Raw genomic sequence first — 17,927 nt, 5'->3', positions numbered from 1 at the left:
GGGTTACTCGACTTAAATCAGCCGATAATTTATATCCCGCATGAGATCAAATTGTCTAAAACTCGAAACAGGTTAATGATGAGCGCCTTTCTTTATGCTTGTAAGGCTCAAGCCCTCTTGTATGCGACTACAACGAGGAATATAATGCTCTCTGCGACTACAATTTAATCAGAGGAACATCATGGAAGAGTACGCCAAGTTACTTAATACCATACTTACCAAGGTAGTTTTTAATCACATGACTATGTTCTTCGTTTTCTTGTTTGTTGGCTTTACGTTCATTCCGCCCGAATTAACGTTGTATCTCAACGCTAAAACACCGGCATTCTTTCCTGATTGGTTCACTCTTGCCAATTTTGGTTCTTTGATATTTGCGTTGGTTTCTACGATGATTTGGATTCTTATTTCTAAATCGACCAAATCAATTATTTCAAAACTGCGTGAATCATTAAAAACTAATTCAGAGCAAGCTAGATTAATCAATCTACTTCATAATTTATCAACAGAAGAGCAACATGTTCTTGCAATGTCCTGCCTTAATGAGCGAATTATTTTCCCAGATAACAGAACTCAGCTAGCCATTGAAAAACTCTTGTCAAAAGAACTTATTTCGTACGGCTGGACTAATGATAAATATGAGTTAAATCCACTTATTCGCAATGTTGTTCTTGCTGAGCTCGATAAGAGCATGAATTCCCATCACTAACCTGTTTCAAATTTTTAAAGAGCGTCGAGATTGTGCATCTCGTTTTGATGGCTATAATTTAGCAAATACTAAATAATTAGTAAAGGGTTTGTTTAGTAAAATTTAGTTTATTTTTGCTTTTATTTAGTAAAATCTTGATTTCTAAATGAATTTATTTTTGATTAATTTTTGAATTTGTGACCTAGATCACAAAAAAAGAAAGTGGAGAAGTAGGGCTTTTAAAAGTGTGGTAGAAAAGTGCGGTGTTTTAGGTCTATTTAGATCTAAATCAGATCTATATAGATTTACATGAGGGGAGTTTGGTGGTAGATGGGCAAAAGAAAACCGCCTCGAGGGCGGTCATGGAGGTTAAATAAAAATTATAATTTCTTTAACCACTCTTCATAATTTTGATCTATTTCTTCAAGAACATCAGTTCTAAATTTTTGTAATTTAGATTTTTTCTCATGGAACGTATTATTATTCTCAAATAAATCTAACGGGTAGCTTTTCATCTTTGTTAGAGTGTCTGTGGTAAGGAAAATAATTTCAGATTTAAATACTCTAGACAGTTGGGATGCTTTATTTTCTATTTCAGTTGTCTTTTCTGTTATAAAAATCTCTATGTCTTCCGGTGTAGTTTCTCTTTTAGAGAATAATTCATCAAGTTTGTCAAAACAAGAATCGACAAGATTAGTTAATTTATCCTTGTTTTTTATAAATTCACTTCTCTCAAATGTTCTATGATTTAAATGTGCCGCCCAATACCAACCGGCGGCAGTAACAATAGATGATGTGAATACAGTAATGCTATCTTTTAAATCTAGTAATTTACCAAAATATATTGTCAATTGAACAATAACTGCCATTATAAGCACTATTGATATGATATGCTTAGCCTTAAATATCTTCATCTGGAAGCTGTCCCAAATCTTTGGCCGCTTTAACAAGGCGTTCACTAATCAAGTTGACTATACTTTTTACAGTATCATGTTTGTATTCCAAGCGTTTTAGAAGTTCTTGATAGGTAAATCCATCTTTTCTAATTAATCCTCCGAATGCTTCATCTAAAAATGAACGACCATATCGGTTATATCCAGTAAGGACGACGATTACTTTATCATTGCTTTTATCTCTTAAAGCGGGAGCTAACAGCGTTTCTCTAAATGCTTTCCCTGTATTTTTGTATTCTTCAGGAGTTACATCGTCTTCGTTACGCCCATAAGGACTTTGGGAAAAATCATTGACTATGGTAATGGTTTTAATCATTTTTTATCCTTATGTTCCATTGCACTAAAGTGCCTTCAATTGAATTTCTCATATTGTACAGTTCAGGCAATGTTCTATCATCTTGATAGAAAAGTAATCCTCTATTACTGTACACCCATAACTTACCATTTTTATTGTCAGAAACAAGTTTTTTTATACTTTTACTACCTTGACCGTGTTTATATTTGTCATTTCCAGTCATTCTTGTTATGTCATCAGACATTGCTAGACTTATTATAATAGAGTCTGAGACTTTAGTATTTTTGATTAGTTCTGCTATATTGGTAGATTCTGGTAATTTATATTGTTTTAGTGTCGGCGTTATTACAGATTTTACGTCGCTACTATCCCAATCAATTTTGTCAAATAACTTATTGCCTTTGGTAAAAGTAGAGGGAATTCCTTGCCCCTTATCGTACAATAGAAGAAATAATTGATCATCTACAACTGTACACATCCACCACCAAGGTCTTTGATTGCTGGGGGTATGTTTGGGGTAGGCATGACGATAAACATTGCTCATCGCTTCTTGGATTGCGTCACTAAGAGTGTATTCTTCTTCGTCAGTTAGCACTCCTTGATATATTTCATTTTTTATAAAATCAATAATATCATCTCTGAACTCACCCTCATTTCCATTAATAATTGGATAGCCATCTTTTGTTTTTCTAATATCATTTTCTGAGCATCTATTGGCACATAAAAAAATTAAACCTACTTGTTTTATAAACTTATTAATTTCATTGTTTAGGCTCATTTTTATAGATATATTTACATCGGATTTTTTTAGGATAGTTTCTATTTTTGCATAAAAAATCATCATTGCTGCTGCTTTAATGTATTCACAATCAACAAAGCTAATGATTACATTTTTATACTTATTCTTTATTATACTGTCTAGTGAGTTAATGTATCTTACTGTGCTTTCATAGGATTCTTCATTATATATATTAAGTATGTTTGGTGTTGGGAATATATGATATTTTCCTGATTTGTAGGGTGCCCTAAACTTTATTGGGGAATTATTATTCTTTTTTTTGTTCATTTTTATTAGACTTTATTGAGTATTTACAAATAACTTCTATGCTCACTACAACAACACCGAGTACCAAAACACCTTGCCAATCACGGAAACATCATCAAGACTGGCTATTTCGTCGTCGTACTCGTCAGTGTTATAGCTACGGATTTTTATTTGATTGTTTGGCATATTGTAGAGCAGTTTGATTCGCAATAACCCACCATGATTGATGGCATAGATTTTGCCGTCTCGAATCACTTTATTTCCCATATCAATGCCTACAGTAGTTCCATCAGGGATTACAGGCTCCATTGAATTTCCATCAGCAATCACACATACCGCATTTTCGTACTGTACGCCTTGTTTACGTAGTGTTGCTTTGGAAAAACGCAATTTGAAGTTGTTATAGTCGGCAATATCATCAGCAAAGCCATTTCCAGCAGCAAGTCTAATATCTTGATAAAACGGAACTGCGTATTCATCGCTATTTAGTGGTGTGTTGCGATCCCATAAGTCAAACGCGCCTACTTCTTTTACGTTTGATGTTATGCTTTCAGTTGACTGGGGAGTATCTAAGTAGAACGGAGGCATATTATTTTCATTTTCCAATCTTCTTGCAGCCTTTTCCCCAAATGATGGAGTTTTTCCGCTTATCAATTGAGAAACAAAACTTCTATCTTTTTCAGGTACGGTCTTATCTGAAAACCATTTCTTTAGATTTTCTCTCCGTACTTTTGTGATCGCATTTTTATCTAGATTCATACATCCCTCCCATTCTGTTAATGATATTTAGCAATAGCTAAACTAGCAAAAAATAAACTTTATTTACTTTTGTATTTAGGTAATGCTAAACTATATTTAGTTTTTAATATCGGAGGTGAAATGGAACTTAAAAACTACTTAGCTGATCGCCCCCGCGGATTTAAAGCTGACTTTGCAAGAAAAATTGGTATTTCAAAATCTTTTTTAAGACAAATTGAAACAGGCGAAGCAAAAACGCCTATTTATTTGGCTAGAAAAATTGAGGCTGTCACCGAAAAAGCCGTAAAGAAAGCTGAATTACGTCCCGATGTATGGAATTAATCTAACAACAGGCAAGCGCAATGGCACGCAATAAACTCACCCGATCCGCAAAAGCACTTTCAGATCGGGTTATGAACAAATACTGGAAACAGAAACAATGCGAGATCGCGGACGAAATGGAATGTTCGCCGTCCACGTTGAGCCGTTTTGTCAGCAATGAAGACGCTAATCAGGCGTTTAATTTTATTGCGGCAAACGGGTTTGATGTTTTCGATGTGAATTCTCACGTAGCAATTGAGAAATCAGAGTTGGAACTGCTTTTATTGGCGGCAAAAGGCTTTGACGACCGGTTGCGCGAGAAATATTTGGGCAAATAAAAAACCACGGCGGCAACAGTGGTTCTGTACGAAGGAATTTTTTATGAAAACCAAAATACAGCTTTATGATACACAAATTCGCCAAGATGAACAAGGGCGTTTTTGCTTAAATGATTTACATCAAGCAAGCGGTGGTGAAAGTCGTCATCGCCCTGCTTACTGGTTATCAAATCAGCAAACGCAAGAATTAATCGGCGAAATTTCAAAAGACGGATTTCCGTCTATCCTTACAAAACAAGGACTTGGAACATTCGTAAGTAAAGAACTTGTTTACGCTTACGCAATGTGGATTAGTCCTAAATTCCACTTATACGTTATTCGCACTTTTGATAGGGCGGTAACAAATCAAAATTCGACCGCACTTTTACCTGACTTTTCTGATCCGGTTGCAGCGGCTCGCGCATGGGCTGACGCAAAAGAGGGTGAACAACGCGCTTTATTGGATAGCAAACAGAAATCAGAACAGATTGAATCAATGCAGAGCTATTTCCGCCACGGTATGAGCGCGCCTCAGTTTGTAAAAGGGTTAAACGGTGCTAATTCTTCGCAGATCAATGATTTCTTGGCTCGTAAAGGTTGGGTTTACAAGGATAAATACGGCTGGCGCGTAACATCCCGTGCGCGCGATGTGTATCTGACCGAAGAAAACACACAGGTAGCCGAACACGGTCAAGAAGTGCGTATTTTTTACAAGCCGGTTTTGCTGCAAAAGGGCGCAGCAAAAATCTATGACTGGTACATGAAAAATCAATTACCGATGAAAGCAAACTGGAATGGTAATTTCAAACAAGATAAGACGGTGGCGTAATGAGTGATTTTATCGTTAATTCTTTCCAAATCCCCAATGCGTTTGTTGATGAATTGATTGCTGATTTATCAGGGAACGCCGTTAAGTGTTATTTATTAATCGCGCGTCAAACAACAGGCTGGCAGCGGGAAAGCGATTACATTTCCGTATCTCAATTCCAAGAGAAAACGAAGATCAAGGATAAGCGCACGATTTACGCCGTTATCGACGAATTAGAGCAAGCGGGCTTGATTATTACTGAGCGCGAATTAGGCATAACAAATAAATTTTATTTGGTTCGTAATGTACCTAGTACCAGTAGCAAAAAATGTACCCAGTTACAAGAAATACAACCAGTGACAAAAAATGCCACTAGGGTAGTAGCAAAAAATGTACCTAGTACCAGTAGCAAAAAATGTACCTCACATAAAAACAATATAAATACACCATTAAATACAATTAAAAAAACTTCGCAAAAAAATACCGCACTTTCGCTGCTTGCCGAGTTCGGTATTACCGGTCAGCTTGCTGATGATTTTGCCGAACACCGAAAATCGAAAAAAGCGGCGATTACGAGGACCGCACTTGAGGGATTTCAGCGCGAAGCCGACAAGGCAGGCATTCCGCTTGCCGAAGCAATCGAAATCGCTATTTGCCAAAACTGGCAAGGTTTTCGGGCTGATTGGTGTAAAAACCTGTCCGGCGCGAAAGGCAAAAAACGCGATGATTTCGCCGATGACGGCAGCTGGGCTATCGGTCGCACGGTCAATGTGCCGCGAGGGTCGATGATATGAGAACCGTAGCAAACTTAGCGCAGGTCATCGGTAGCGAGCCAAACTATCGCGCGCCGGTGGAAAAAGCGCGGATTTCTGACAACGCAACGAAACTTGTTGATCGTATGTTCCAGCGGCTGAAAGCGTTACACCCCGCATGGAAACAAGCGTTTGCTACCACCGAAGATTACAACTACGCAAAGCAAATTTGGCTTGAAGAATTACTCAAAGCCGGCGTAGTTACCCCGTTAAAACTCAAACGTGGACTTGATATTGCCGCCACACAAGCAAGCGCGTTTTTCCCGTCAGTAGGTCAATTCATCGCATGGTGCAACATAACGGATTACTCCACTCTTGGTTTGCCAACACCTGACGAATTGCCGGCGCGAGTAAGTAAATTTCAAGCGGTTTACTGCACGGACGGTGAGGATAAATTTAATTATTTATCGGACGCAGAATACTGGTTATTAACCGACTTGTGCAGCCGCGGTCGTCGTGACCAATGGACACCGACGGAATTTAAAAAAGAGTGCGAACAGGCACTCAAGGCAATAGCAAAGCGAATTGAAAGCGGCGAAACAATACCGGCACGCAGAAAACAACTACCGACACAAACAACCGTGCCAACCAGTCCGGAAAAAGCCGCAGAAAACATCGCAAAACTTAAACAGATTATAGGAATGAAAAGATGACAGAGCGAAAATTTGATAAGGACACATACCCAACATCACTTTCGCTATTTAACCCGATTCATGCTGAATTTGGCTTTACGATTGATGGTGCCGCACTACCGCACAACGCAAAACTTGAGCGATATGTAACGCCTGAAATGGATTACTTAACTTACCCGCTACAAAACGAGCGTATTTTCATCAATCCGCCGTTTAGCGATCCATTAAGTTTTATCAAGCGCTCTGTCGAGTTGTTCGAAAATTACAACTGCTTAGTGGTTATGTTGTTACCGGTTGACATTAGCACAGAATGGTTTTCCTTAATCACTCAAAAAGCGACAGAAATCCGTTTTATTGTTGGTGGCCGCATTAAGTTTTTAAGTCCTCAAACGGGGTTATGGACTGATGTCTGTCGTGGTAATCACTTAGCGATATTTGACCCGCGTCACCGAAATATGGGGCAAGTTATCCGTCATGTCCACATCGATGATTTAGGTGAACTCGAATGGCGAGCCAAAAGCCGAAAAAAACGGTAATCCACGCGGTTAAATATGCGAATGGTGCGGTTGTAGCGGAAACAGACTACGACCGCAATTTACTCAAGGGGTTGCCGGTTGGAAGTGCGGTAAAAATTACACCCATCGGTAACAATCGGAATTACCAACATCACAAGAAGTTTTTCGCGCTTCTTGATGCAGGTTTTGAATATTGGCAGCCTGAATTTAGCGTACTGACCCAAGCCGAAGAATGGATAGCGCAGGCAGTCGCAAGAGAAATCGCAGTAGCGGCCAACGATGAGAATCTGTATCAGAACGTAACTAAACCGATAGCAGATAGCGTGCTGGCAAAAGTGCGGTTGAATCGTGAATCAAAATTGGATTATGAGGGAATGAAAACCCTTGAATCGTATCTCGATCATGTGATGAAAAAAGCGGGATTTTACGATATCAAACCGGCACAAGACGGGGGAACCGTTAAAGAGCGTTGGTCAATCTCATTCGCGAACATGAGCCAGGAACGATTCAACGATGTGTATAAAACGGTGTACGGCGTCATCTGGAACGAAACGCTTTGTAATATCTATGAAGACGAAGCGGCACTGGATAACAAGATTAATCAATTAATAGGGTTTGGCGGTTGAGCTGCAACCGTCAACCAATAATTTACAGTTCAAACAAAAAAAAGTGCGATCAATTTTAGAGGTGAAAATATGGGAAAAATAGACTATCGAAAAGAAGCTAAAGGGCGAGAATGCCAAGTGCGGTTAGTTGGTGTTTGTAATTATAACCCGGAAACAACCGTATTAGCACACATACGCGCCGCTGGCATTACTGGAGCAGGGCAAAAAGCGCCCGACCAATTAGGGGCGTGGGCGTGCTCAAGCTGTCACGACGCAATCGATTTACGAACAAAGATCGGTTACACCAAGGACGAACTGTTACTGGCTCATTTGGAGGGTATGGCACGCACTCAGGCAATTTTAATCCGCGAGGGCAAGTTATGAGTGATTGGCTTGAAATCTGCCTACCGTACCCGCCGAGTGTAAACCACTACTGGAAGCACACAAGACAAGGTAAGCATTACATATCAAAAGCAGGGCGGGAATTTAAACGCATTGCTACTGAGGTTTGTTCGCAGTTCGATCCGTTTGAAAGTGCGGTTGAAATCAAGATGGAAATCTACTTCCCAGACAACCGCCCACGTGACCTTGATAATTTACCTAAAGGGATTTTTGATAGCTTGGTCGGCGCCGGATTAATCAAAGACGATAACCGCAAAATCATCCGCAAATACTCAATCGAGGAAAAAGGCGTAGTAAGTAAAGGTAAGTCAATCATTAAAATTAGAGGTATCGATGCGTAAATTTAGCGAATTAGAACTAACCGAGGAACAGGAAGAATTTGTTGATAAGCACATGTACCCATGGGGTGCGTGGATTAGATTAGGTAGATTAGATAAACCAGGGCTAAATATCATCGCTAGATTAATGAAAAGCGTGATTCCGGCAGAACCAAGCGAACCTGTGTGTGATGATGAAACAGGCATGATGATTAGTGAGCTTATCGAGCAATTCTTCTTCAAGAACGACCGCACTTTACACTATATCGTGTTTTCGTATTACGTAAACAAAAACACGATAAATCGCATAGCCGTTAAACTGCGTGAAAACTGTGGAGAGATGAAAATGCAGCCGTGCGCTGGTAAGTCAGATATTCGCATTCCGAGCCTTAAAACAGTGAAGCGGAATGTTGAAAAAGAATTGAAATTGGCAAAAGCGATAATTCACGAACTGCTTGTAACCGGTTTCGTTATTCTTCGAACTGGGCGACAAAATGCAAAAAGTATCAAAATTATATATTGACAAACCTTGTCATCTTGTCCTATCATTTGAATATATGGTGGTCGTCGTGTAAGTGATGTTCACCGATGAAATTAATAGATGTGGATTTAAACAAACCCTGACTGGTAACAGTTGGGGTTTTTTATTGCCTCGAGGAAAGCGGGGTGGGGTATGGCAAAAATGCAAGTGTTTAAGGATATGCCGATTGAGTCTCAAGTCCTTGGTTGGGTTACAGGATTTATCGGTGCGCTCACATTGTCTGAATGGGCTATATTGATAGGTATTATTGTGACGGTTTGCGGCTATTGGCGGGAATCAAGATATAAAAAACGTATGCTGGAGCTTGAAGAAATTCGAGCGGGAATCCGCGACAAAAACGGGAATCTGATTAATGAACAAAACAGTTAAAAAAACGTTAGCCGGCGCGGTGTGTTTGGTAAGTGTTATTGTCGGCAAGGTTTACACTGATTATGCGGATGACCTTGTGATCAGCAAAGAGGGGGCCCAAGCTATTGGCGACGAAGAAGGTTGTCGCCGTGACCCTTACCGCTGTTCGGCTCATGTTTTAACTTACGGTATTGGCGCAGCCGTTACTGGCGGAACAATGATTCTTGAAAATAAGCGCTACACCGATGAAGAAATAGCGGAGCAATATGCCAAAGATCTCAAGAAATCAGGTGATTGCATCATGCTTTACTTTAACGGTGCAGACATGAATCAAAATCAAATAGATGCTTTAGGGTCTGTTATTCATAATTTAGGCTGTGGCGGTGCTCGTTACTACTACGACAAAAAATCGGGTAAGCGTCTTAAAACTCAGTTATACAAAGCGGCTTTAGATAAAGATTTTGTGCGTATGTGTAACACATTTACGAACTATGTCGGCGTAAACGGAAAGCCACACCCGTCAATTATGAAGCGCAGAATAAGAGAGCGTGATTTATGTTTAACCCCGGTGAACAATTAATTAAGCGGATTAAGTTTGGTGCGATATGTGTTGGTGTCGTTGCGGTTTTGTGCCTGCTCGGCGTTTTGCGGTACCAGTACAACACTATTATTGACTTAAGAGCCGACAACAAAGAGCAGGCGCAAGCGTTATCTCAAAAAGAAAAAGAGATAACAAGGCTAAAAGACGAAGCGGCTGAAAATCAGCGCATCATGTTAGAGCTATCGAAACAAGAAGCAGAAGCACGGAGCGAATCAGATGAAGTTATTAAATCCATCCCACAAGATATTAAACAAAGCCATCCTTATAATGCTTCCGCTCCTCGTAATGTTGTTGAGTTCTTGCGGAAGTAAGCCACAAGATGCCGGTTGTCCTGCATTGCCATCTGCCTACATTGCCCACTTAGACAGAACAGGGTTTAACGGCAACACATACGGAGACATCACTCAATACTCAGTCATCCTTAAGCGTGAGCGCGACATGTGCTTAAATCGTATTGATAAGATCCGCGAGTGGCAAGTTGAGAACACTCAGCACTAAATAGAAAATTAAAGGGCGTTAAAACAAGCGCCCTTTGTTGTATGTACACAATAGGAATGGAAATGCCCGCAAGAATACCTAAAGCATGCCGAAAACAGGGATGTAAGAACACAACAACGCATTCAAGCGGTTATTGTGAACTGCATTTAGGTTGCGGATGGCAACGACACCAGCAAGGCAAGACGGCAAGCCAACGCGGTTATGGCTCACAGTGGCGAGCGTTGCGCACCGTCGCCTTAGAGCGTGACAAGTATCTATGCCAAGAGTGTTTAAAAAAAGGTAGATATGTTACAGCAACAACCGTTGACCACATCATAGCTAAAGCACATGGTGGCAGTGACAATCTTTCAAACTTACAAAGTTTATGTAATTCATGTCATAAATTTAAAACTGCAAGAGAGCGCTTGAGATAGCGTTTAAATTGCGGTCAATTCTACACGGGGAGGGGGTGGGTAAATCTCTATAGGTTTCATCTATGGATACCGCCCGTTCAACTCAATTTTCACAACCGCGAAATTAAGATTTTGAGGTAAACGCCAAAATGACAGGGAAAGCACTTGTTCCGGGGCGTGGGCGCAAGCCTAAGCCTACGGCAGTTAAGAAACGGCAAGGCAACCCCGGCAAACGAAAATTAAACGAAAATGAATTGGTTTCTGAACAATTAACGATCGACACCCCGCCGCCTGATGATTTGAATGATGATGGCATTGTAATGTGGCACTTTGTGTTAAAAGAGCTTTGCCCGCAGGGTATAGTTTTGAAAACCGACTTAGAAACCGTTGCTAACTATTGCATTGCGTATCAGAACAGAAAAGCCGCTAACGCTGATATTAAAAAATTCGGTGGAACTATTGAGACGGAAAGTGGATTAAAGCGGAACCCTGCTTACACGACCCTGAAAGAAGCACTGGCTGATATGGCAAAATTCGGCTCGTTGCTTGGACTTGACCCAAGTAGCCGGAGCCGACTAATGAGCAATGCTGATACGCAATCAAGCAATCCATTTGCGGAGTTATTCCAATGACCGACAATGTGAAAAAAGCGAACAAATACGCAAAGGACATTGTTTCCGGAAAAATCCCCGCTTGCCGACTGGTGATTAAAGCCTGTCAACGGCATTTAGACGATCTGAAAAATCAGAAAGACAAAGATTTTCCTTTTCGCTTTGATGAAAAACTGGCGGAACGGGCTTGTAAATTTATTCAACTTTTGCCGCACACTAAAGGCGAGTGGGCGTTAAAACGACAGCTAATTACGCTTGAGCCGTGGCAATTATTCGCAGTGGCAAACGCTTTCGGCTGGATCAAGAAAATCAGCGGATTACGCCGTTACCGTGAAGTTTATACCGAAATCCCGCGTAAAAACGGAAAATCGGCTATTTCTGCCGGTGTTGGGTTGTATATGTTTTGCGTAGATGGCGAGTTCGGCGCGGAGGTTTATTCGGGGGCAACAACCGAGAAGCAAGCGTGGGAGGTGTTCCGCCCTGCCCGGTTAATGTGTAAGAAAACAGAATTGCTCTGTAAAACATTCGAAATTGAAGTTAACGCATCCAATCTTAACCGCCCCGCCGACGGATCACGCTTTGAACCATTAATCGGGAACCCCGGGGACGGTGCGTCGCCGAGTTGTGCGATCGTGGACGAATACCATGAGCATAAAGACGACGAACTTTATACAACAATGCTCACCGGTATGGGCGCACGTCGCCAGCCGTTGATGTGGATTATCACGACGGCGGGTTACAACATTGAAGGTCCTTGTTACGACAAGCGCCGCGAAGTGATTGAAATGCTGAATGGCACGGTGCCGAATGATGAATTGTTCGGTTTAATCTACACAATCGACGAGGGCGACGACTGGACAAGTCCGGAAGTGCTACAAAAAGCTAACCCGAATTTTGACGTTTCGGTTTATGCGGATTATTTGATAAGTCAGCAGAAACAGGCGATCAATAATCCACGCTTTACGAATAAATTCAAAACAAAGCACCTGAATGTTTGGGTATCAGCGAAAGAATCCTATTTCAACATGGTGAGCTGGGAGAAGTGTTACGACGAAACATTAAGCCTTGAAGATTTCCAAGGTGAAGAAGTTTTCCTCGGCCTGGATATGGCGCGAAAGCTCGATATGAACTCACTTGTGCGGGTGTTTAGTCGAATTATTGATGGTAAACGTCATTATTACTGTATTTCTCCATTGTTTTTTGTGCCGGAAGACACTGTTTTTAGTACTGATACTGCTTTAAAACGAGTGGTGGATAAATACCAAAAATGGGTAGTCAGCGGGCATTTAATCGCAACCGACGGCGCAGAGGTGGACTATCGCGAAATCCTTGAATGTGTGAAAGACACAAACAGGGAGCATCAGGTTAACTGTGCTGCAATTGACCCACACGGCGCGATCGCCATCTCTCACGATATGGCGGACGAGGGATTAAACCCGATAACCATCACACAGAACTACACCAACTTATCAGATCCGATGAAAGAGCTTGAAGCGGCTATCGAATCAGGCCGTTTTCACCATGACGGGAACCCTATCATGACTTGGTGTATTGGTAATGTGGTCGGGAAAACTGCCGCCGGGAATGATGACATCGTTAGACCGGTGAAAGAAATTCCAGAAAACAAAATTGATGGCGCGGTTGCGTTAATGATGGCAATCGGTCGAATTATGCTAAATGAAGATGACGGGATTTTTATCCCGGACGAGGTATTAACGCTATGAGAACATTTTTTATTGATCTGGTCGGTTTGGCTGGACTTGGCGCATTATGTACCGGCGTTTACCTACAATATGGCGTCGCTGATACTTGTATTGTTGGCGGCGTGCTTTGCTTGTTATACGCCATTATCTCATCTCGGGGGCATAAATGATTTTTGATAAATTATTTGCTACGCGCTCCCTTGAAAATCCGAAAACGCCGTTGAGCGCCGAGGGGGCTTATGATGAGTTATTCAGCGGCGGACAATCACGCACAGTTAATGCCGACACGGCGATGAAGCTAAGCGCGGTTTACGCGTGCGTTTATGTGCTATCAAGCGCCATTGCTCAATTGCCGTTACACGTTATGCGCAAAGACGGTAAAAACATTGAGCCTGCGCGCGACCACCCGTTATTTTACCTGCTCCACGACAGCCCGAATTTTTGGCAAACGTCGTACAAAATGCGGGAGTACGGACAAAGTGCGGTACTTTTACACGGTAATTCATTTTTACACATCGTCCGCAGCCGAAATGGTGAAATTAAATCGATTGAAACCCGTGAGCCGTGGATGGTGCAGTTGCTTAAAAATGGTAGCCGTTATGTTTACGGCTATTACGGCGATGATGAGACGTTATCAATTACGCCTGATGACATGATCCACATAAAAGCCCTTGGGACCTCCCTAAAAATGGGGAAATCTGTTATCCAACAGCACGCCGAAACGATCGGGCTAGGGCTGAACGCGAAAGATTTTGCGGGAAGTTTCTTTCTTGGAAACGCTCGCCCCGCCGGGATTGTCAATGTAAAAACGCCGCTTAATGAAAAAGCGTGGGAGAGTTTTAAGAAATTCTGGGATAAAGCCAGCGCGGAACTGAAAAGTAAAGAAAATAAAACAGTGCTTTTACCGGGTGAGCTTGAGTATAAAGCGCTCACGGTATCACCCGTAGATACCGAACTGTTATCAATGATGAAGCTCAACCGTTCGGAAATTGCTGGGATCTTTAACGTTCCTGCGCACATGATTAACGACTTGGAAAAAGCGACATTTTCAAACATTTCGGAACAAACCATCCAGTTTATCCGCTACAGCTTAATGCCTTGGATCGTGAACTGGGAGCAGGAAATTAACCGCAAGGTATTTACACAAGCCGAACGCAAGGCGGGCTATTTTGTGAAATTTAACCTCGGCGGAATCATGCGTGGCACACCGACTGAAAGAGCGCAGTTTTATCACAACGCGATTACTGATGGCTGGATGTCACGAAACGAAGCCCGCACACTCGAAGATATGAACCCGGTTGACGGACTGGATGAATATCTTGTTAGTGTCAACGCGGCGCAGCAAGTCAAATCAGATCAGAAAAAGGAGAACGAACCCGATGAGTGATATTGAAAAACGATCATACGTTGGCGAAGTTCGGGCGGAAAGTAAAGATTCCGAACCAACTCACATCATTGGGTACGGCTCGGTTTTTAATACCCGTTCGCAATTAATGTGGGGCTTTCGCGAAATCATCATGCCGGGTGCGTTTGATGACGTACTAGATGATGACGTGCGTGGATTGTTTAACCATGACCCGAATTTTATCTTAGGGCGTTCAAAAGCGGGGACATTATCGCTAAGCGTTGATGATAAAGGGTTGCGTTATGACATTATCGCACCCGATACGCCGACCATTCGCGATCTTGTTATTGCCCCGCTACAGCGCGGAGATATTACCCAATCATCATTTGCGTTTAACGTCGCCCGCAACGGTGACGAGTGGTACGAAGATGATGAGGGTGTAGTAATCCGCGAAATCCATAAAATTTCACGCCTTTATGATGTTAGCCCGGTGACTTATCCGGCATATCAAGAGGCAAGCAGTACGGCGCGATCGCTGGATGCGTGGAAAGAGGCCCGTAACAACGGTGATATTCAAAAAGCCGTACATCAGAAAGCCGCCCGAGAACGTTTTTTATCGTTAATCTCCGGCAAGTAAACCAATTTAATTAAACCGACCGCACCGTAAAAAGTGCGGTTTTTTTATCTCTAGAGGAAAACATAATGGCTAAATTACATGAGCTACAAGAAAAACGTCGCAATATTGCCGCGCAAATGCGCACATTACACGACAAGATCGGTGATAACGCTTGGACCGACGAGCAACGCACTGAATGGAACAAAATGAAAACCGAATTGGACGGAGTAGATGCCTTAATTTCGCGTGAAGAAGAACTTCGTTCGATGGATGAAAAATTCGTCAAAGAACAAGAAGCTGCGGAAGCTGAAAAACGCGCCCAAAAAGACGGTGAAAAAACTTTATCCGTTGATGAGCGTCGCGGTCAGGCGTTTAACGCATTTTTACGTAACGGTCTTACCAATTTAACGCCGGAAGAACGTCAAGCATTAAACGAAATGCGCGCCCAAGGCGTAGGCGTGAACGATCACGGCGGTTATACCGTGCCGAAAGAAATGCAAGCACGAATTGTTGAGCAGATGAAAGCCTATGGCGGTATCGCGTCCGTGGCGCAGATTTTGACAACCTCCGACGGTCGTACAATCGAATGGATCACTGCCGACGGCACAACCGAAGAAGGTGAGTTAATCGGTGAAAACACTGCCGCAACCGAAGCAGATACTTCATTCGGCATCGCTAACCTTGGTGCGAAAAAATTATCATCCAAAATTATTCGCGTATCTAACGAATTATTGCAAGATTCCGCGATTAACATCGAATCTTATTTGGCTGATCGTATCGCACAACGTATCGGACGCGCAGAAGCAAAATATTTAATCCAAGGCACCGGCGCAGGCACACCGGCACAACCTAAAGGGTTGGCAGCAAGTGTTACCGGCACCACCGCTGCTAAAGTAGCGGGTAAAGTGGACTGGTTGGATATTAACGCATTATTGCACTCCGTTGATCCGGCTTACCGTAACGTGGGTAATTCCCGTTTAGCCTTTAACGACAACACCTTTAAAGTGTTGAAAGAAATGGTTGACGCTCAAAACCGCCCGTTATGGTTGCCTGATGTTGCCGGCGTGGCACCATCTACCATTCTTGGTAAGCAATACGTTATCGATCAAGGCATCGCCGACATTGCCAAAGACGCAAAATTCTTGTATTTCGGTGACTTCAACCGCTTCGTGGTGCGTCGTGTGGCGTACATGACATTGAAACGCTTGGTTGAACGTTATGCCGAATTCGACCAAACCGCATTCTTAGCGTTCCACCGCTTTGACTGCGTGCTTGAAGATACCTCAGCAATTAAAGCGTTAATCGGTAAATAACCAATAGGTGCGGTTAATTTCGACCGCACTTTTCTTTTTCGGGGGCGTGATGAATATCACACTTGATGAAATCAAATTGCAGTGCCGAATTGATAGCGACGATCAAGACGATTTGCTTCAGGTTTACCTTGAAGCCGCCAAGGCGACAATCGAAAACTACACCAACCGCAAACTTTACGAAACGCTACCGGATAGCCCACCTGATAACGCTCAAGAGATCACTGGAGATCTGAAAATAGCGATATTAATGTTGGTGGCATATATGTTTGAAAATCGTGGTGGATGGAATGAAGGGCAGGGCGTGAGCAATTTTGATTTACCGCCGACTGTAAGGCTAATCATTGAACGTTATCGGTTTATACACATATGAACATCGGAAAATTACGGCATCGAATCACATTGCAGAAGCAGGTCAATACCGTAAACGACTACGGCGCGGCGGTGACGACGTGGAAAAACGTTGCGACTGTTTGGGCTGATGTGCGTCCACTATCCGGGCGCGAGTATTTCTCGGCCCAACAAGTGCAATCGGAAGTGACTACGCAAATTTGGCTCCGTTATCTTGACGGGATTATGCCGACAATGCGGGTTAAGTTCGGTAAGCGTACTTTAGAGATTGTGTCGGTACTCAATACGCAGGAGCGCAATGTATCGTTGCAGCTTATGTGTAAAGAGGTGATTAATGGGTAGCGTAACGGTCCGCGTTGATGGCTTGAAAGAGTTGCAAAAAGCAATGCAAAGCCTTGGGCGAAAGACTTCTAACCGTATTGCCGTTAAAGCAATGCGTAAAGGCGGTGCAATTGTGCGTGACAAAGCGCGTTCGCTCGCACCAGTCTTGAAAGAAAGCGTGCCGCACAGACGTGCAGGTACATTAAGAAAATCCATTCAAAGCCGTACGAAAGTCGGCAAAAATGGCAGAACTGACGCCTATATTTGGGTAAAGGGGCTTTCGACCAAGCAAGTGCTGAAATTCAAGGGAAAGGGCGGTAAATCCAGTGCGTACAATCCGCGCGATCCGTTTTACTGGCGTTATCTTGAATTTGGCACATCTAAAATGCCCGCGCGACCGTTTATGCGACCCGCCTTTCAGCAATCGAAGGAACAGGCGGCGCAAGCCATCATTGACACACTGCAACAAGAAATAATTGCGGAGGCTGGCAAATGACATGATCCAGAAGAAACTTTTTAGCGCCCTGTCGCCTTTGGTGTCGGGGCGTTGTTTTTATGGGCTGATTCCGGAAACAAACAAGGCTTTCCCGGTGATTGTGTATCAATTCCCGAACATTTCACCAAATTCGGCGTTGGAAGATGGCGATCTTGATGACTATCAGGTGCAGATTGACATTTACAGCCCAAATCCTGATGACATTTTTAGCCTGCGCAAACAGATTTTTACCGCACTTTCGGCGGCGTTCGACTTTGCGGAGCGCATGAATGATTTTAGCGATTATGAAGCGGATACAAAGCTACATCGTCGCGTAATCAATTATCAAATTGCTTATGGAGAATAAAAC

Annotated in this window: 30 protein-coding genes; 26 read left to right on the top strand and 4 right to left on the bottom strand. The window is 42.6% G+C overall.

The features are described 5' to 3' along the window. The first annotated feature begins 181 nt into the window (after nucleotides 1-181). Nucleotides 182-706: a hypothetical protein gene (locus tag HMPREF9064_RS03710; RefSeq protein ID WP_006718666.1), complete on the top strand. Its 525-nt coding sequence runs from the start codon at nucleotides 182-184 to the stop codon at nucleotides 704-706. Nucleotides 707-1,065: 359 nt separating this feature from the next. Here the strand turns inward: HMPREF9064_RS03710 and HMPREF9064_RS03715 are convergent, their stop codons facing one another. From HMPREF9064_RS03715 to HMPREF9064_RS0109500, 4 genes are read right to left on the bottom strand one after another with little or no spacing between them, the layout of a single operon-like run. Next, entirely contained in the window at nucleotides 1,066-1,554 is a 489-nt protein-coding gene (locus HMPREF9064_RS03715) for a hypothetical protein (RefSeq protein ID WP_155811790.1), read from the bottom strand. Between the two features lie 31 nt (nucleotides 1,555-1,585). After that, complete coding sequence (locus tag HMPREF9064_RS03720; RefSeq protein WP_006718664.1) at nucleotides 1,586-1,954, bottom strand: STAS-like domain-containing protein; 369 nt, start codon at nucleotides 1,952-1,954, stop codon at nucleotides 1,586-1,588. Continuing rightward, the gene (locus HMPREF9064_RS03725; protein WP_006718663.1) at nucleotides 1,947-2,999 is read right to left on the bottom strand and encodes a sensor histidine kinase; all 1,053 of its coding nucleotides are present in this window, start codon (nucleotides 2,997-2,999) and stop codon (nucleotides 1,947-1,949) included. The genes HMPREF9064_RS03720 and HMPREF9064_RS03725 overlap by 8 nt, the downstream gene beginning before the upstream one ends. A gap of 45 nt (nucleotides 3,000-3,044) precedes the next feature. Beyond that, nucleotides 3,045-3,737 (bottom strand): S24 family peptidase, encoded by a 693-nt coding sequence (locus tag HMPREF9064_RS0109500; RefSeq protein ID WP_006718662.1) that lies wholly within the window; start codon nucleotides 3,735-3,737, stop codon nucleotides 3,045-3,047. A gap of 120 nt (nucleotides 3,738-3,857) precedes the next feature. On the opposite strand from HMPREF9064_RS0109500, the gene HMPREF9064_RS0109495 reads away from it, so the two are divergent. The 25 genes from HMPREF9064_RS0109495 to HMPREF9064_RS03830 all read left to right on the top strand — a co-directional run bounded on the left by HMPREF9064_RS0109495 (nucleotide 3,858) and on the right by HMPREF9064_RS03830 (nucleotide 17,924). Continuing rightward, nucleotides 3,858-4,058, top strand: a complete 201-nt coding sequence (locus tag HMPREF9064_RS0109495) for a helix-turn-helix domain-containing protein (RefSeq protein WP_032997910.1) — start codon at nucleotides 3,858-3,860, stop codon at nucleotides 4,056-4,058. Nucleotides 4,059-4,078: 20 nt separating this feature from the next. After that, nucleotides 4,079-4,375 carry a hypothetical protein gene (locus HMPREF9064_RS03730; protein ID WP_006718658.1) on the top strand — a complete coding sequence of 99 codons (297 nt, stop codon included), beginning with the start codon at nucleotides 4,079-4,081 and terminating at the stop codon, nucleotides 4,373-4,375. Between the two features lie 43 nt (nucleotides 4,376-4,418). Next, nucleotides 4,419-5,183: a KilA-N domain-containing protein gene (locus tag HMPREF9064_RS10055; protein ID WP_006718657.1), complete on the top strand. Its 765-nt coding sequence runs from the start codon at nucleotides 4,419-4,421 to the stop codon at nucleotides 5,181-5,183. Continuing rightward, nucleotides 5,183-5,956 carry a replication protein gene (locus HMPREF9064_RS10025; protein WP_006718655.1) on the top strand — a complete coding sequence of 258 codons (774 nt, stop codon included), beginning with the start codon at nucleotides 5,183-5,185 and terminating at the stop codon, nucleotides 5,954-5,956. Before HMPREF9064_RS10055 ends, HMPREF9064_RS10025 begins: the two co-directional genes overlap by 1 nt. Continuing rightward, nucleotides 5,953-6,627 carry a replication protein P gene (locus tag HMPREF9064_RS03740; protein ID WP_006718654.1) on the top strand — a complete coding sequence of 225 codons (675 nt, stop codon included), beginning with the start codon at nucleotides 5,953-5,955 and terminating at the stop codon, nucleotides 6,625-6,627. Before HMPREF9064_RS10025 ends, HMPREF9064_RS03740 begins: the two co-directional genes overlap by 4 nt. Further along, complete coding sequence (locus tag HMPREF9064_RS03745; RefSeq protein WP_006718652.1) at nucleotides 6,624-7,142, top strand: DNA N-6-adenine-methyltransferase; 519 nt, start codon at nucleotides 6,624-6,626, stop codon at nucleotides 7,140-7,142. The genes HMPREF9064_RS03740 and HMPREF9064_RS03745 overlap by 4 nt, the downstream gene beginning before the upstream one ends. Next, nucleotides 7,112-7,747, top strand: a complete 636-nt coding sequence (locus HMPREF9064_RS03750) for a DUF1367 family protein (RefSeq protein WP_006718650.1) — start codon at nucleotides 7,112-7,114, stop codon at nucleotides 7,745-7,747. The genes HMPREF9064_RS03745 and HMPREF9064_RS03750 overlap by 31 nt, the downstream gene beginning before the upstream one ends. A gap of 69 nt (nucleotides 7,748-7,816) precedes the next feature. Further along, entirely contained in the window at nucleotides 7,817-8,110 is a 294-nt protein-coding gene (locus tag HMPREF9064_RS03755) for a DUF1364 domain-containing protein (RefSeq protein WP_006718649.1), read from the top strand. Further along, on the top strand, nucleotides 8,107-8,469 hold the full coding sequence (locus tag HMPREF9064_RS03760) for a RusA family crossover junction endodeoxyribonuclease (RefSeq protein ID WP_006718646.1): 363 nt from the start codon (nucleotides 8,107-8,109) through the stop codon (nucleotides 8,467-8,469). Before HMPREF9064_RS03755 ends, HMPREF9064_RS03760 begins: the two co-directional genes overlap by 4 nt. Continuing rightward, on the top strand, nucleotides 8,462-8,968 hold the full coding sequence (locus HMPREF9064_RS03765) for an antiterminator Q family protein (RefSeq protein WP_006718641.1): 507 nt from the start codon (nucleotides 8,462-8,464) through the stop codon (nucleotides 8,966-8,968). Before HMPREF9064_RS03760 ends, HMPREF9064_RS03765 begins: the two co-directional genes overlap by 8 nt. 150 nt (nucleotides 8,969-9,118) lie before the next feature. Next, complete coding sequence (locus HMPREF9064_RS03770; RefSeq protein WP_231957916.1) at nucleotides 9,119-9,355, top strand: HP1 family phage holin; 237 nt, start codon at nucleotides 9,119-9,121, stop codon at nucleotides 9,353-9,355. After that, nucleotides 9,339-9,914 carry a lysozyme gene (locus HMPREF9064_RS03775; protein WP_006718638.1) on the top strand — a complete coding sequence of 192 codons (576 nt, stop codon included), beginning with the start codon at nucleotides 9,339-9,341 and terminating at the stop codon, nucleotides 9,912-9,914. The genes HMPREF9064_RS03770 and HMPREF9064_RS03775 overlap by 17 nt, the downstream gene beginning before the upstream one ends. Next, nucleotides 9,890-10,246, top strand: coding sequence for a DUF2570 family protein (locus tag HMPREF9064_RS03780; RefSeq protein ID WP_006718636.1), 357 nt, complete (start codon nucleotides 9,890-9,892; stop codon nucleotides 10,244-10,246). Before HMPREF9064_RS03775 ends, HMPREF9064_RS03780 begins: the two co-directional genes overlap by 25 nt. Further along, nucleotides 10,152-10,433, top strand: coding sequence for an Rz1-like lysis system protein LysC (gene lysC / locus HMPREF9064_RS10130; RefSeq protein ID WP_456151145.1), 282 nt, complete (start codon nucleotides 10,152-10,154; stop codon nucleotides 10,431-10,433). The genes HMPREF9064_RS03780 and lysC overlap by 95 nt, the downstream gene beginning before the upstream one ends. A 41-nt stretch (nucleotides 10,434-10,474) precedes the next feature. Beyond that, complete coding sequence (locus HMPREF9064_RS09795) at nucleotides 10,475-10,846, top strand: HNH endonuclease (protein WP_407641378.1); 372 nt, start codon at nucleotides 10,475-10,477, stop codon at nucleotides 10,844-10,846. Nucleotides 10,847-10,974: 128 nt separating this feature from the next. Beyond that, nucleotides 10,975-11,457, top strand: coding sequence for a phage terminase small subunit P27 family (locus HMPREF9064_RS03785; protein WP_006718629.1), 483 nt, complete (start codon nucleotides 10,975-10,977; stop codon nucleotides 11,455-11,457). Further along, nucleotides 11,454-13,160, top strand: coding sequence for a terminase large subunit (locus HMPREF9064_RS03790; protein WP_006718628.1), 1,707 nt, complete (start codon nucleotides 11,454-11,456; stop codon nucleotides 13,158-13,160). The genes HMPREF9064_RS03785 and HMPREF9064_RS03790 overlap by 4 nt, the downstream gene beginning before the upstream one ends. After that, entirely contained in the window at nucleotides 13,157-13,309 is a 153-nt protein-coding gene (locus HMPREF9064_RS09975; RefSeq protein ID WP_006718625.1) for a hypothetical protein, read from the top strand. Before HMPREF9064_RS03790 ends, HMPREF9064_RS09975 begins: the two co-directional genes overlap by 4 nt. Then, complete coding sequence (locus HMPREF9064_RS03800; RefSeq protein ID WP_006718623.1) at nucleotides 13,306-14,526, top strand: phage portal protein; 1,221 nt, start codon at nucleotides 13,306-13,308, stop codon at nucleotides 14,524-14,526. Before HMPREF9064_RS09975 ends, HMPREF9064_RS03800 begins: the two co-directional genes overlap by 4 nt. Then, nucleotides 14,519-15,121 carry an HK97 family phage prohead protease gene (locus HMPREF9064_RS03805; RefSeq protein ID WP_006718621.1) on the top strand — a complete coding sequence of 201 codons (603 nt, stop codon included), beginning with the start codon at nucleotides 14,519-14,521 and terminating at the stop codon, nucleotides 15,119-15,121. The genes HMPREF9064_RS03800 and HMPREF9064_RS03805 overlap by 8 nt, the downstream gene beginning before the upstream one ends. Before the next feature lie 65 nt (nucleotides 15,122-15,186). Then, nucleotides 15,187-16,413, top strand: coding sequence for a phage major capsid protein (locus HMPREF9064_RS03810; RefSeq protein ID WP_006718619.1), 1,227 nt, complete (start codon nucleotides 15,187-15,189; stop codon nucleotides 16,411-16,413). A 49-nt stretch (nucleotides 16,414-16,462) separates the two neighbouring features. Further along, nucleotides 16,463-16,783, top strand: a complete 321-nt coding sequence (locus HMPREF9064_RS03815) for a head-tail connector protein (protein ID WP_032997907.1) — start codon at nucleotides 16,463-16,465, stop codon at nucleotides 16,781-16,783. Then, complete coding sequence (locus HMPREF9064_RS03820; RefSeq protein ID WP_006718616.1) at nucleotides 16,780-17,103, top strand: phage head closure protein; 324 nt, start codon at nucleotides 16,780-16,782, stop codon at nucleotides 17,101-17,103. The genes HMPREF9064_RS03815 and HMPREF9064_RS03820 overlap by 4 nt, the downstream gene beginning before the upstream one ends. Further along, complete coding sequence (locus tag HMPREF9064_RS03825; RefSeq protein ID WP_006718615.1) at nucleotides 17,096-17,578, top strand: HK97-gp10 family putative phage morphogenesis protein; 483 nt, start codon at nucleotides 17,096-17,098, stop codon at nucleotides 17,576-17,578. The genes HMPREF9064_RS03820 and HMPREF9064_RS03825 overlap by 8 nt, the downstream gene beginning before the upstream one ends. Before the next feature lies 1 nt (nucleotide 17,579). Continuing rightward, the gene (locus HMPREF9064_RS03830; RefSeq protein ID WP_006718612.1) at nucleotides 17,580-17,924 is read left to right on the top strand and encodes a DUF3168 domain-containing protein; all 345 of its coding nucleotides are present in this window, start codon (nucleotides 17,580-17,582) and stop codon (nucleotides 17,922-17,924) included. Nucleotides 17,925-17,927 lie beyond the last annotated feature (3 nt).

This window comes from Aggregatibacter segnis ATCC 33393 (genome assembly GCF_000185305.1).
Taxonomy (GTDB): Bacteria; Pseudomonadota; Gammaproteobacteria; order Enterobacterales; family Pasteurellaceae; genus Aggregatibacter; species Aggregatibacter segnis.
Note: the sequence above shows the minus strand (reverse complement) of the source record. Positions and strands in the feature narration are given on the sequence as shown.